The sequence below is a fragment of the Verrucomicrobiaceae bacterium genome (assembly GCA_016713035.1).
In the GTDB taxonomy this organism is placed as follows: Bacteria; Verrucomicrobiota; Verrucomicrobiia; order Verrucomicrobiales; family Verrucomicrobiaceae; genus Prosthecobacter.
Genome location: JADJPW010000009.1, coordinates 212,555 through 226,605 on the forward strand (window position 1 = coordinate 212,555; position 14,051 = coordinate 226,605).

Consider the following 14,051-nt stretch of genomic DNA (forward strand, 5'->3'; position numbering starts at 1 on the left):
ACTATTCGACGACCATCTCGCCCTTCATGACGAGCCAGTGGCCGGGGAAGGTGCAGATGTAGGGGTATTTGCCCTTCGTGGTCGGCGCGGTGAAGCGGAGGGTCTCGCTGTCGCCTTGGTTGAGCATTTTGGTCTTGTGCAGGATCTTCGGGGAGTCGGGGATGAAGCCTTTGGCGAAGCCGTCGGGTGTTTTGGCCATTTCGTTGCCGGCCATGCCGACTTCGTCCGCGGCGCCGGGCTGGACGATGAGGAGATTGTGCGGGGTGACGTCGGGATTTTCGAAGACGAGCTTCACGGGGGCTCCGGGCACCACCTTGAACTCGCGCAGGTCGTAGAGCAGTCGCTCCGGGATGGTCTTGATGGTGATGGTTTGCAGGCCGGGCTGGTTGTCGAAGGGGTTCGGCGGCTCGGGCTTCTTCTTTTTCGCCATGAGGGCGGGTTTGGTGGGCTCGCTGTCTTTGAGGAACTTTTCGAGCTCGGGATGCTTCTGCATGAAGGCGGTGTTGCCCTTCCAAAGCGGCTGCAGCGTGTGGCTGTCGAGCGAGGTGCGCAGCGCGTAGGTGAGGTAAGGGTCCATCGGGTGCTTCAGCAGATCGAGCGCGGCCTCCAAGGCCTCCGGCGTGCCGATGTAACTCGCCGCGATGGCCGCTTCGAGGCGGACGAGGCCGGATTTGTCGTTGGTGGCGAGTTGGAGGGCGGAGCGCGGAGATGAATCGAATTTTGTCCTCATGTGCTGAGGTGCCCACCGGAGATGTCTGATTGCAGCCGCTCTAATTTTTGGATCTCCATCGCAAAGCAAAGAAGCGACCAAACCGAATTTCATTCCGTCATCTTCACGCAGCGGAGATGGCTCACGCCATGCGCCAAGGCTGTTGAGAAGCCAGTCCAGTTCCATTTTCTGACGGTTTTCTACGGAGTTACTCCCGATCAAAGGCGGCTTGGTGGCTTTGATTTCGGTGATCACCTCCTTGGGTTTCCTCTCCCTCAACTCCACCTTCGCGCGATACCTTGTCCGGTAGTTCTCGCTCTTCAGCAGCTCAAGTAGCTCGGGGATGCTCGCTCCGGCGATTTTCGGCGCTGGCTCCAGCGGCTGGGCTTTGGCGGTGATGCGCCAGATGCGGCCGGATTTTTTGTCGCGGCGGGTGTCGCGGAGGGAGTATTGGGCGTGGCCTTTGACGGGGTTGTACCAGTCGGCGATGTACATCGCGCCGTCGGGGCCTTGCTGGATGTCCACGGGGATGAAGCTCAAATTCGTGCTCTGGAAGACGATGCCGACTTTCTTTTCTTCGAAGTGCGTGTCGTGCTCCACCCACTCGTGCAGCTCGACTTCGTTGGTGGGCTTGTAGCGCACGCGCATGAAGTGTTTTTTGTCGCGCAGGTCTTTGGGCCAGTGGCTGCTGGTGAGGAATTCCTGGCCGCAGGTGCCGCTGTAGGCGGGGAAGTAGTTGCCGGCGGGGATGTGGATGTCGGGGTAGGGCGCATTGAGCGCATGCACGGCGCTGGCGAAGACGGGATGACTGCCGACGTGGAAGCCCCAGTCGTCGAAGGTGATTCCCCAGGGGTTGGTGCTCATGTAGCTGCCAAAGGCGAGCAGGCGGCCAGTGGCGGGGGTGTAGCGGAAGAAGCTGCTCTCGCGGGCGCGGACGGGGCCGTAGGGCGTCTCGACCTGGCTGTGATGGAAGATGCTCTCGCGGAAGATGAGATCGCCCTCGGGGCTCCAGACGAAGTCGTGCAGCGCGTGATGGCTGTCCTCGGTGCCGAAGCCGGTGAGGAGTTTTTCGCGGTGGTCGGCCTTGCCGTCGCCATCGGTGTCTTTGAGGAAGGTGAGGTGCGGCTGGTCGGAGACGAAGACGCCGCCATTGCCGAACTCAAAGCTGAGCGGGATGGCGAGCTTGTCGGCCCAGACGCTGCATTTGTCGGCTTTGTGATCGTTGTTCGTGTCTTCGAGGATGAGGATCTTGTCCTGCGGGGCCTCGCCGGGCATGATTTGCGGGTAGGTGGTGCTCGTGCTGACCCACAGGCGACCTTTGGCATCGAAACGAATCTGAATGGGCTTCACGAAGAGCTCTGGGAAGTCTTCTTCGGAGGCGAAGAGGCTGACTTCGAAACGGGGGTCGATTTTGAAGGCGGCGAGTTCGGCGGCGGGAGAGAGCCATTCGTTGATGGGGCGGTCTCCGGTGATCACGGGAAGGGGTGCGAGCGCGGAGTCCAAAGTAGCCATCTCGCTCCGCGAGATGAGCGAGAGACGTTCTTCGTCCGCTGAATCTACTTTTGGTGAGTTGTCCTCCTTTGGAAGCGCTGTGCTCCTCTCGCGGAGCGAGAGGGCTACTTTCCAGATGGCGCTGTCGCGGTTCTCCACCATCTGCAGCAGCTTCTTGAGCTCGCCGGGGAAGTTGACGACGCCGTAGGGCTCCATGCGGCCGCCTTTGATGTAGAAGTAGTTCAGCGGGCGGTAGTGCTGGAAGAACTTGTCCTCTTTTTCGACCACGGCGGCACGGACGGCTTCGTTGAGTTTGGGCGGGGTTTCTTGGGTGAGCTGGTTGTAGAGGCGCTCGGCGAAGGCGGCGTAGCCGACGGTGTTGAGATGGACGCCGTTGGTGGTTTGGGGTTCGCTGTTCTCGGTTCTCGGTTCGCTGTTGAATACATCGGCGAAGGCCACTTTTTCGGCGGCGGCGACTTTTTTCATCGCGGCGGTGTAGAGGGCGATTTGGGCATTCAGATGCTCGTGGGGCTTTTCGGCGGCGGTGGGGCTGACGAGGACGATTTTGGGCTCCGCGGTGCCGTTGTAGCGGTGGGCCTTCAGCTCGATGAGGAAGGCCTTGAGGAGGGTTTCGAATTCGGGGAGGCCTTTTTCGCCTTTGAAGCTCTCGTTGAAGCCGAAGGCGGCGAGGATGACGTCCGCTTTGTGCTCGGTGAGGTGCTGATTGAGGTCGCCAAAGCCATCCGGGCGGGGGCGGAGGGCCACTTCATCGGCGGACCAGCTCAGATTGCGCACGACGAGCTGTTCTTTCGCGTAGCGCTGGTGCAGGAGGGCCTCGAACTGGCCGTCATCGCGCATGCGGTCGAAGAGGGAATTGCCGATGAGGGCGATGCGGGTGCCGGGTTTCAGCTCCAGCGGGAGCTGGGCGGTGGCAAAAGTGACGCTGAGCAAAAGAAGTGGTAGGAAACGCATGGCGGGAAAGAAGAACGTCCAGAGGCTAGAACTGCAATGTGACAGAATCGTCACATTGGGCCAATCCTTAGCTTTGACAGTCGAATACGCCACCGCTCTACATTGCTGACCGCTTTTTCTCACCACCCACCACGACGCCCCCCAGACTATGATCTCCCTTCAAAAGTTCTTCGGTAAAACGGATGTATTTTATGACCTGCTCGAGCGCAGCGCGAAAGAGGCGCAAAACAGCGTCCACCTGCTCAAGGCACTGCTCTCGAAGCCAGCAGGCTCCCAGAGCCTGGATGATCTGAAGAACGCCCGCCGCAAGGATAAGGCGATCACCCAGGAGATCGACGAGGCACTGTGCAAGACCTTCGTGACCGATCTGGAGCGCGAGGACGTGGAGGCGCTGGCCAATGCGCTCTACAAGATCCCGAAGACCGTCGAAAAGATCGCGGAGCGCTACGAGATCTGCGCGGGGAGACTCGATGGCGTGGACTTTTCACAGCAGATGGCCTTTACCGAGGGTGCTGTGGACATCGTGGTGACGATGGTGGCTGAGCTGCGGAAGAAAATGCACCTGGAGGACATGAAGGAGCACAACGCGAGGCTGCAAAAGATCGAGGGTGATGCGGATAAGCACATCCTGGCGCTGCTGAAGGATCTGTACCAGGGCGGGCATGATCCGCTGCGGGTGCTGATGCTGCGAGACCTGTATGATCTGCTGGAAAAAGTGGTCGATCGCTGCCGCGATGCGGGGAATGTGCTCTCACACATCGTCCTGAAGTACACCTGATCCACGCCCCACGACGCGACCCCATGACGACCGCCCTATTTCTCCTGTTTGTGGTGCTGTTCGTGGTGCTGGCCTTTGAGTACATCAATGGCTTTCACGACACGGCCAACGCCATCGCCACCGTGGTCTCCACGAAGGTGCTCACTCCGCGGCAGGCGCTGCTGCTGGCCTCAACGACGAACCTGATCGGCGCCTTCTTCGGCCAAGCTGTGGCCAAGACGATCCACAGCGGCATCGTGGATGACAAAATCGTCGCCGTGACCACGCTGACGATTTTTTGCGCCATGCTGGGCGGTATCATCTGGAATCTGATCACCTGGTGGTTCGGCATGCCATCGAGCAGCACGCATGCGCTGGTGGGTGGCCTGATCGGGGCCAGCCTGGGGGCCTCCAAGGGGAACTGGGAGGTGCTGATCTGGTCGCGGGAGAAGATCGACAAAGTGAGTGGCAAGGTGAGCATGGAAGGCATTTACCACAAAGTGGTGATCCCGATGATCACGAGTCCGCTGCTAGGGCTGACGGTGGGCTTTGTCGTGATGGGGCTGCTTTTTCTGCTGATCCGAAACTGGCGTCCGCACACGGTGAATAAGACTTTCGGCCACCTCCAGATTCTCAGCGCTGGCTACATGGGCTTTGGCCACGGTATGGCGGATGCGCAGAAGACGATGGGCGTGATCATGCTGACGCTTTTCGGAGCTACGGCGGCGGGGGATCTGGATGGGCTGCCCTCCTGGCTCGGATTCCTCAAAATCCATGACAAATCTGCCAGCATCCCGATGTGGATCATTTTCACCTGCGCGATCACGATGGCCGCAGGCACCTATGCGGGTGGCTGGCGCATCATCAAGACACTGGGCCACAAGATGGTGAAGATGAAGCCCGTGCACGGATTCGCTGCGGAGACGACTGCGGCGACCATTTTGGCCACCACGGGCTACATGGGCATGCCGGTGAGCACCACACACACGATCACCACCTCCATCATGGGCGTGGGTGCCGCAAAACGCTGGAACGCCATCCAGTGGAGCCTAGTGGAGCGCATCGTGTGGGCCTGGGTGATGACGATCCCGGCCACGGCGCTGCTGAGCTGGCTCATTTATAAGCTCTGCGGCCTATTTACCGCGTGAGTCACTTTTCTGTCGGATGCGCCGGCGTGGGTAAAACGAGCTGGTACAGCGCCAGATCGAGCCAGCGGCCAAATTTGTAGCCTGCGTGCCGAATTTGGCCGCAGGGCTGGAAGCCGAGCTTTTCATGCAGGGAGATGCTGGTGGTGTTTTCCGCATCAATGACGCCAATCATCATGTGCAGGCCCTGCGCCTGCGCTTTTTCGATGAGTCGCTGCAGAATCTGCTGCCCTAGGCCACGACCACGAAAGCGCTGATCCACATACACGCTGTGCTCCACGCTGTATTGATACGCGGCATGTGGGCGGAAAGGCCCGTAGCTGCCGAATCCCATCAGGGTGCCCATTTCATCCAACACGCCGATGATGGGGAGATTTTGGGCCTGCTTCGCAGCAAACCAGGCCTCCATCACCTCCACACTGCGCGGCACGTAGTCGTAAAGCGCCGTCGTATTCACGATGGCGTCATTGAAGATGGCACGGATGCCCTCCAGATGCTCACGGCCGCAGTCAGTCCAGGTCATGCGGTGGAGGCTAGCCAACGAAGAGCGATCCGCCAAGGCCCTGTTTTGCAGAAAGCCGCGGCGAAGACGGTCATTTGTCATTCTGATGGAAGGCCGGGCCCCCATGGCGGCGTTACATCGGCCACCATGCGCCGCTTTATCCCTCTCCTCTCCCTGATCGCCCTGCCTCTCCATGCCGAGCTCACCGCCGAGCAGCAGCTCGTGCCGCTGGAGGTCGTGCCAGCGGAAAGTCCGGGGGCAAAGATCGTGCTCCTCGCCGGGGCACCCAGCAACAAGCCTGGTCAGCATGAATACTTCGCCGGATGCGCCCTGATGCTGGAGTGGCTGAAAAACGAGGCCGGGACCGCGCCTGTGATGGTCGCAGATGGATGGCCGCGAAATGAAGCCCTGCTCGATGGTGCACGCTGCGTGGTCATCTACCTCGATGGAGGTGCGAAGCTGCCCTTTCTGGAGCCCGCACGCTGGGCCCGCATGCAGAAGCTGGCGGAGGCAGGCACCGGCTTTGTCATCCTGCACCAGGCCATCGACTGCCCGCCAGAAAAGGCCGCTGAGTTCAAAGACTGGTTCGGAGCGGTCTTTCAGTCCGACATCGGCTGCCGAGGGCACTGGGATGTGCGGGTGGAGCACCTCGGCACACATCCCGTGCTCGCGGGCGTCACGGCACCCGCCGACTTCCCCAAGGACGGCTGGCTCTACAACCTGCACTTTGCCCCCCAAGGTGTGCAACCCGTGCTCACCGCCCTCATGCCAGAAACCAGCCGCAAAACGGCAGACGCCAAGGCGAAGAGCGGTCGTGAAGAGACCATCGCCTGGGCCTTCGAGCGGCCCAAAGGCGGTCGGAGCTTCGGATTCACCGGCTGTGACCTGCACTCGAGCTGGGCCATCCCGCAGCAGCGGCGGATGCTGGTCAATGCCATCCGCTGGTGTGCCGGACTGCCCGTGAACAGTGGCGGGGCAGAGATCACCACCCCAGTCGATCTGAAAAAGAACCTGGACCGCAAAATCTTCCTGCCGAAAAAGCCGGCCAAACCGGCCCAGGCCCCCGCAGACAGCCCACGCTGAGCCGGAACTCGGCACGAAATCCCCGATTGACAGCTCCCGGTGGCTTTGGAACATATCATCGCATCCTGATACGTTGATTTGATCCTTCGTTTTTCCCCAAACCTGAACCTACATCCCCACACGCCCACACTATGAGCGACTACCTCGTCAAAGACATCTCCCTCGCCGACTTCGGCCGTAAGGAACTCGACATCGCTGAGAGCGAAATGCCCGGCCTCATGGCCACGCGCGAAAAATACGGTCCGCTGAAGCCCCTCAAAGGCGTGCGCATCACCGGCTCCCTGCACATGACCATCCAGACTGGCGTGCTCATTGAGACGCTGAAGGAACTCGGCGCGGACGTGCGCTGGGCCTCCTGCAACATTTTCTCCACTCAGGACCACGCTGCCGCCGCCATCGCTGCCTCCGGCACACCCGTCTTCGCCTGGAAGGGCGAGACGCTCGAAGAATACTGGGACTGCACCTGGAAGGCCATCATGTTCCCGAAGGACAAAGGCCCACAGCTCATCGTCGATGACGGCGGTGACGTGACCCTGCTTATCCACAAGGGCTATGAGATGGAAAACGGCGACAAGTGGGTCAAAACCCCCTCCGACAACCACGAAGTGAAGGTCATCAAAGACCTGCTCAAAAAAATCGGCAAAGAGCAGCCCGGCATCTTCCACAAGATCGTCAAAGACCTCAAAGGCGTCTCCGAAGAGACCACCACAGGCGTGCATCGCCTCTATGAAATGGCCAACGCAGGCAAACTGCTCTTCCCCGCCATCAACGTGAACGACAGCGTCACGAAATCGAAGTTCGACAACCTCTACGGCTGCCGTGAGTCCCTGCTCGATGGCATCAAGCGTGCCACCGACGTCATGATCGCCGGTAAAGTCGGCGTCGTCTGCGGTTACGGCGACGTGGGTAAAGGCTGCGCTGCCGCTCTGCGTGGCATGGGTGCCCAGGTCATCGTCACGGAAATCGACCCCGTCTGCGCCCTCCAGGCTGCGATGGAAGGCTACCGCGTCATGCCTATCGAGGACACCCTCGGCACCGGCGACATCTACGTCACCACCACGGGCAACAAAGACATCATCACCACCAAGCACATGGAGAAGATGAAGGACCAGGCCATCGTCTGCAACATCGGCCACTTCGACAACGAGATCCAGGTGGACAAGCTCAACGCCATGAAGGGCGTGAAGCGCCTCAACATCAAGCCCCAGGTGGACAAGTACACCTTCCCCAAAGGCAACAGCATCTTCATGCTCGCTGAAGGCCGCCTCGTGAACCTCGGCTGCGCCACCGGCCATCCGAGCTTCGTCATGAGCAACAGCTTCACCAACCAGACCCTCGCGCAAATCGAGCTCTGGGCCACCAAGGGCAAGCGCAAGATCGGCGTCACCGTGCTTCCCAAGAAGCTCGACGAAGAAGTCGCCCGCCTCCATCTCGCCAAAATCGGTGTGAAGCTCACCAAGCTCACCCAGGAGCAGGCCGACTACATCGGCGTGCCCGTCGAAGGCCCCTACAAGACGGATCACTACCGTTATTAAAGTAGCTTTGTTCCTGCGGAACAAAGCCCCCTTGTTGCACCGCAACAAGGCAACATTCACCACCCCCAAAACCCCAAAGCGCGGACGGTCGAAAGGCCGGCCGCGTTTTGGCTTTCGGGAGAATCAATTGGCAATCGAATACACCAACCGCTAGCCTCCCTTTGTGCTGCAACGATTCATCCCAGCCCTGTCCGAGCTTGATGCTGACCTGCGCGAAGTCTTCCTGGAAAAGCTTCGCGTCCGCTGGACACACACCTCCACCGCGCTCGAAGGCAACACGCTCACTGAAGGCGACACATTCGGCGTGCTTCGCTACGGCCTTACCATCGCCGGAAAGCCTCTCGCGCATCACAATGAGGTCATGGGTCACAGTCGTGCCCTGGACCTGCTCTACCGCTGGTTGGGTGAAAGCCGCCCGCTCGTGGAAAAAGACCTCCACACTCTCCATCAAGCCATCCAGACCAGTGTGGAGGTAGATTACCTCAAGCCCGTGGGCGCGTGGAAATGCGAGCCCAACTCCACCCTGGCGAAACAAGGCGGAAAGACTGTCATCAACGACACCTATGCGCGGCCTGAAACGGTGCCCGGCTTGATGAAACTTTGGCTGGAAGGCTTCGAGCAGCGCCGCCGCGCACTCGATGTGAGCGCTTTGGATGCCTATCTTTGGAGTCACAGCACTTTTGCACGCATTCATCCCTATGCGGATGGCAATGGCCGCATGGCCCGGCTGTTGGCAAACATTCCCGTCATCGAAAAAGGCGGCCTTCCCATCCTCATCCCGAACGAACGGCGCATCGCTTACATCGAGTCCTTGGCCGTCTGGCAGCTCGCCAGCGGCCCGCCATCCGCAGAGCAGCCCCTGATCGGCTCGGAAGATGCCCTCAGCTCGTTCCAAAGCTTCATCGCTAGCTGCCAAGGCATGTCCGAGGCTATCCTAGCCGAGGCCACTCAAGCCCAAGCGGCCCGCGGATAGCTCAAAAGCGTTGGCTAGTTCCTGCGGAACTGGCTGTCTTTGTTGCACAGCAACAAAGCTACGATCGCCTCACACATCATCCGCAGCCAGAGCGGCATTGCCGATGATGCCGGCTTCATTGCTGAAGCGTGCGGGCACGATCTTCAGCCGCTCCCACACGACGGTACTGAGCATGCTCTGTACCTTACGCTTCAGCGGGTCAAAGATCAGATCACCGGCCTGGGCCACGCCACCACCGATGACGAAGGCATCTGGATTGAGCAGCCAAGCGATGCTGGCTAGCGCTGTGCCGAGCCAGTCTGCCACCTCGCCCCAGATCTGCCGCGCGATGTCATCACCGGCCTGCGCAGCCTGTGCGATGTTCTTCGGCGTGCATTCGTCGATGTCTTTGCAGATACCAGCCTCCGCGTAGCGAGCTACGGCATGCTCTGCGATCTGGTTGTTGCCGGTGTACTTCTCCAATGCACCGAGATTGCCGTAGTGGCCCGGTTTACCATCAAAATGGATGCTCATCTGGCCGATCTCGCCCGCCGCGAAGCCGCTGCCGCGATACATCCGTCCATCGAGCACCACGCCGCCGCCGATACCGGTGCCCATGGTGAGCCCCACGACGTTTCGCAGGCCCTGCGCGGCTCCATGGCGGAATTCCGCATACGTCATGGCATTGGCATCATTTTCCACCAGCACGGGAAGACCGGTTTTTTCGCCCAAAAGGGCTTTCAGCGGCACATGCTTCCATCCAGGTACATTGGTGAGCTCATGCACAAAACCGCGGTCAAAATCCACCAGCCCCGGTACACCCACGCCGATAGCGCAGACGTCTGGATGCGCCTGGCGGAGCTTTTCCACCCGAGCGGCCATCTCGGTGATCAGCGCGGCTGGACCGGCAAAATTCGCCGTAGGGATGGGTGCATCCGTGACGAGCAAATCCGCGCCTCGGCACACGCCGAGCTTCACAGACGTACCGCCGAAGTCGATGCCGATGGATGTTTTCGCTGAGTCAGACATAGCGTGGAATAAATAGGGTAGAAATGGGCCGCGAGGGTGCGCCCAATCAGCATCCGCGCAAGGGCAAAGGCGACCCGCATTCACCATGCTGGGGCGACAGTTTTGCTCTCCAGGCACGTTTTTTTCGACCCTACGCATGATGACACGCCTCGTTCTCGCCTTCTCCGCCTTCTTTGCAGCCCACCTCAGTGCCGCAGACTGGCCAGAGTGGCGCGGCCCCTCCGCCCAGGGCCAGACGACCATCAGCCAGCTGCCAGAGACCTTCAGCGAAACGAGTCACATCGCCTGGAAGGCTCCCCTGCCCGGTCGCGGCCACTCCACGCCGGTCATTAGCGGAGATCAGATCTGGCTCACCACCGCTATCGAGCATGCTGCGGACCCCGCCGTGGCCAAAGAACGGCTGAAAACCAACACTGGAGACCAACCCGTCGTGGTGCTCGATCACCTCAGCCTCCGCGCCATCTGCATCGACCGAGTGAGCGGGAAAATCCTCCACGACATCGAGCTACTGAACGTCAAAGACCCACAGTGGGCCCATCAGCTCAATAGCTACGCCTCTCCCACGCCCGTACTGGCCGCAGGGCGGCTCTACGCCCATTTCGGCTCCTTTGGCACGGCCTGCCTGGATACCAGCACGCAGAAAGTGCTCTGGAAGAACGAGGAACTGCACGTGATGCACGAGAACGGCCCCGGCTCCACCGCCGTGCTCTGGCAGGATAGGCTCATCGCGCACTTCGACGGCAGCGATGCGCAATTCATCGCCGCTCTGGACACCAACACTGGTAAGCTGGCGTGGAAAACCGCCCGCAGTGGCGAGATGGACCCGCGCCCGCAGCAAAAGAAAGCCTACGGCACACCGCTGATCGTCCCCATCGGTGGCAAACCCGTGCTGGTCAGTCCCGCCAGCAACAACATCTACGGCTACGATCCCGCCACTGGCAAAGAACTGTGGCGGGTCGCCTACGGGGAGCTGGGCTTCTCGATGTCCACACCACCGGTCTCCGATGGTCGGCGCATCTATTTCAGCACCGGCTACGGCAAGTCCCAAGTCATCGCCATCGGCTTCAATGAGCAAGGTCAGCAGCCCGAGATCGCCTGGCGGAATAACAAAAACGCTCCGAAGATGTCTGCGCCCATCCTGGCTGCGGGTCTGCTTTTTTATGCCGACGATGGCGGCATCCTCAGCTGTGTGGATACCGCAACAGGCGAGGCCGCCTACCGCGAGCGTCTGGGTGGGAAATTTAGCTCCAGTCCCATCCTATCCGGGGATAAGCTCATCTTCGCCAGTCGTGAAGGCGTGGTCAGCATCGTGAAGGCGGATCGTAGCTTCCAACTACTCTCCCAGAACACGCTGGATGGCTCCATCATGGCCAGCCCCACCAGTGACGGTGAGGCACTCTTTATCCGCACAGACAAAGCTCTGTACCGGATCATGGAATGAAAAGGCAAAAAGCTTATTCGTAGCGATAGCCGGCACCGTGGACGGTGCGGATGACGCGAGGCTGCCCAGGGTCTCTTTCGATGCGCTTGCGCAACTGGGAGATGTGCTGATCGAGAGCACGGCTCTCTGGGAAGTAATCGACGCCCCAGACTTCATCCGCGAGGGTATTGCGGTCCACCACTTTGCCACGGCGCTCAAAGAGTAGGCGCAGCACTTTCACGTCACGCGGACTGAGCTGGATTTCCACCTTGTCGCGGTAGGCGCGGAGCTCGGCGGGGACGATGCGGAGATCGTCCATGAGGAACTCCTGGTCGCCCTTGGTCGTGACTGTGGTGCCCGTGCGTGTGGCGGTGCGGCGCAGGATGGCGCGGATGCGTGCGATGATCTCTTTCACGCCGAAGGGCTTTGTCATGTAGTCATCTGCTCCGAGCTCTAGGCCCAGGACCGTGTCGATTTCTTCTGCTTTGGCGGTAAGGAAGAGGATCGGTACTTTTTCATCCTGCTTGCGGATCTGCTTGCAGACCTCGTAGCCATTGAGGCCAGGCATCATGACATCCAGGCAGACGAAGTCAGGATTCTCTGCACGGAATAGTTCGATGGCCTGGAGGCCGTCTGGGGCGGGGACGACATGATAGCCCTCCATGGTGAGAACTTCGCGAAGGGCTTCGCGTGTGTGTTCGTCGTCTTCAGCGATGAGTATTTTGGTCATGATGGTGGTGTGTGTGGTTGATGTGGAAGTGTGAGGATGAACCGGGAGCCTTCGCGATAATACGGGCAGACGCTGAGAGAGCCACCGTGCAACTGTGCCAGTTCGCGAGAAATGGTCAAACCAATGCCAGTGCCGCTAACTCCTTCATTGAGGTCGCTGCGGAGTCGCTCAAAGGGCTCGAAGATGGTTTTGCGCTTATTCGCTGGGATGCCAGGGCCGCGGTCTTCGACGGTGATCTTCACCTTCTCACCCTCCACTAATGTCCGCACGGCTACGTAGTGACCAGGGGCTCCATACTTCTCCACGTTGGAGAGCAAATTGCCGACGACCTGTACCAAAGCGTCCTCATCCGCCATCATCATCTCTTTTGGGCCATGGAGATCGGTCACTATCTCAAAGCCTTTTTTCTGAAGCTGCGGCCTCCAAAAATCCACCGTTCGAGCGATGACATCGTCGAGTATGAGCGCTTTGGGCGAGATGGTGAGTCGGTCCCGTTGCTGACGTGCGAGACTGAGCACATTCTGAATGAGTCGATCCAGGCGGGAGCTTTCATTGCTAATGACCGAGAGCTGTTTGATGAGCGGGGCATCTTCCTGCTTCTCTGCACGGCTAGAGGCCATCTCGGCATAGAGGCGGATATTCGTCAGCGGCGTCTTCAGCTCATGGGAGATCTGGTTGACGAAAGTCACACGCTGCTGCGCCACGGTGATCTCGCGGGAGCTTTCGCTAAAATATAGCCAGCCCACCACCAGCACCAGTAACACGCCAGAGCCCATGCCAAGCAAGATGGGGAAGAGATACGGCTTTGGAAACTCCTCATTCGCGGGTGTATAGGACAGCTCCCATTGGCCGAGAGGTGCCGAGCAGGCCCTATGTGCAACGGAAGGTCCCTCAGAGCCCTCCAGGCGCTTCCCCCATTGATGCAGGATGCCACCGGGATTCGATAGCAGCATGCGCCCTGGCGGCACCTCGAGTCCTGGATGCGGTAGCCGTGGGAAAAGGGACTCCATCAGCAGATGCGTATTGATCAAGGCGCATAAAACACGTCCATCCACCATGCGCTGCCAGTAGATGAAAGTCATTCGGCTCACATGCCAGCCGCTAAGCGTTGGCACCTTGGGGCCAGCCGCTTTGATGGGCTCCTCTAGGTGGTATCCCGGCAGCTTCATAAATGTCTGCCAGCTCGTATTACTCTGGACCGGGAAGAGCCCGCTGATCGCATCCCCTCCGAGTCCGAACACTGGCTGAAACGGAGGTCCGCCATTCCCACTCGCAGCGTTTTCCTCACCCGTTGCACTGCTCATCTGCACGACCTCGGCTTGTGTGGCATTGAGGATCGCTTTCGCTCTCTGGTCATGCTGGATCTTCTCCAGCGGCTCAAAGGGCAAAGGCCCAGACGCCTCCGCTGTGATGCCCTCCTCGTCTGCCTCCCAGACCTGCGCGACCCATGGATGCATAGCGACTTTTTGCGCTGCATCTGCACCGCTCCCCGCATCGCGTGACCTTTCGTCCAGAGAGTCCGTGAGCTGCCGCATATCATCCACCAACTGGTAATCGGCGATGGATAACCGCTCCGCCAGGATGCCCTGCATGGACGCCTCTGTTCGCTTCGAGGCATCACGCATCAAGTAGGTGCCCAGCCAGACCAGCAGCGCGATCGGCAAGGCAACAAGGATGATGAATAGGGTGGTGGAACGACGGCGAAACATCGCAAAGTCCTCAAATC

The 14,051-nt window shown here is 59.9% G+C and carries 11 protein-coding genes; 6 read left to right on the plus strand and 5 right to left on the minus strand.

Annotation, left to right across the window (positions count from 1 at the left end; genetic code table 11):
- Window position 1: 1 nt before the first annotated feature.
- Window positions 2–3,172: a hypothetical protein gene (locus IPK32_22265; protein ID MBK8094613.1), complete on the minus strand. Its 3,171-nt coding sequence runs from the start codon at window positions 3,170–3,172 to the stop codon at window positions 2–4.
- Between the two features lie 148 nt (window positions 3,173–3,320).
- Here IPK32_22265 and IPK32_22270 point away from each other — a divergent pair, with 148 nt between their 5' ends.
- Both IPK32_22270 and IPK32_22275 read left to right on the plus strand, forming a co-directional pair.
- Window positions 3,321–3,950: a DUF47 family protein gene (locus tag IPK32_22270; GenBank protein ID MBK8094614.1), complete on the plus strand. Its 630-nt coding sequence runs from the start codon at window positions 3,321–3,323 to the stop codon at window positions 3,948–3,950.
- A 23-nt stretch (window positions 3,951–3,973) separates the two neighbouring features.
- A complete protein-coding gene (locus tag IPK32_22275) occupies window positions 3,974–5,077 on the plus strand; it encodes an inorganic phosphate transporter (protein ID MBK8094615.1) in 1,104 nt (367 codons plus the stop codon).
- A gap of 1 nt (window position 5,078) precedes the next feature.
- Here IPK32_22275 and IPK32_22280 read toward each other — a convergent pair whose 3' ends face one another.
- Window positions 5,079–5,597: an N-acetyltransferase gene (locus IPK32_22280; GenBank protein MBK8094616.1), complete on the minus strand. Its 519-nt coding sequence runs from the start codon at window positions 5,595–5,597 to the stop codon at window positions 5,079–5,081.
- A 126-nt stretch (window positions 5,598–5,723) separates the two neighbouring features.
- Here IPK32_22280 and IPK32_22285 point away from each other — a divergent pair, with 126 nt between their 5' ends.
- From IPK32_22285 to IPK32_22295, 3 genes are all read left to right on the plus strand, one after another.
- Window positions 5,724–6,659: a ThuA domain-containing protein gene (locus IPK32_22285; GenBank protein ID MBK8094617.1), complete on the plus strand. Its 936-nt coding sequence runs from the start codon at window positions 5,724–5,726 to the stop codon at window positions 6,657–6,659.
- 131 nt (window positions 6,660–6,790) lie between these two features.
- The gene (locus tag IPK32_22290; GenBank protein MBK8094618.1) at window positions 6,791–8,194 is read left to right on the plus strand and encodes an adenosylhomocysteinase; all 1,404 of its coding nucleotides are present in this window, start codon (window positions 6,791–6,793) and stop codon (window positions 8,192–8,194) included.
- 163 nt (window positions 8,195–8,357) lie between these two features.
- Window positions 8,358–9,167 (plus strand): Fic family protein, encoded by an 810-nt coding sequence (locus tag IPK32_22295; protein MBK8094619.1) that lies wholly within the window; start codon window positions 8,358–8,360, stop codon window positions 9,165–9,167.
- 69 nt (window positions 9,168–9,236) lie between these two features.
- On the opposite strand, the gene IPK32_22300 is transcribed toward IPK32_22295, so the two are convergent.
- Window positions 9,237–10,175 (minus strand): ROK family protein, encoded by a 939-nt coding sequence (locus IPK32_22300; protein MBK8094620.1) that lies wholly within the window; start codon window positions 10,173–10,175, stop codon window positions 9,237–9,239.
- A 136-nt stretch (window positions 10,176–10,311) separates the two neighbouring features.
- Between IPK32_22300 and IPK32_22305 the strand changes: the two genes are divergently transcribed.
- The gene (locus IPK32_22305; GenBank protein ID MBK8094621.1) at window positions 10,312–11,616 is read left to right on the plus strand and encodes a PQQ-binding-like beta-propeller repeat protein; all 1,305 of its coding nucleotides are present in this window, start codon (window positions 10,312–10,314) and stop codon (window positions 11,614–11,616) included.
- A gap of 13 nt (window positions 11,617–11,629) precedes the next feature.
- On the opposite strand, the gene IPK32_22310 is transcribed toward IPK32_22305, so the two are convergent.
- Complete coding sequence (locus IPK32_22310; GenBank protein ID MBK8094622.1) at window positions 11,630–12,325, minus strand: response regulator transcription factor; 696 nt, start codon at window positions 12,323–12,325, stop codon at window positions 11,630–11,632.
- Window positions 12,322–14,034 carry a HAMP domain-containing histidine kinase gene (locus IPK32_22315; protein ID MBK8094623.1) on the minus strand — a complete coding sequence of 571 codons (1,713 nt, stop codon included), beginning with the start codon at window positions 14,032–14,034 and terminating at the stop codon, window positions 12,322–12,324. The genes IPK32_22310 and IPK32_22315 overlap by 4 nt, the downstream gene beginning before the upstream one ends.
- Window positions 14,035–14,051 lie beyond the last annotated feature (17 nt).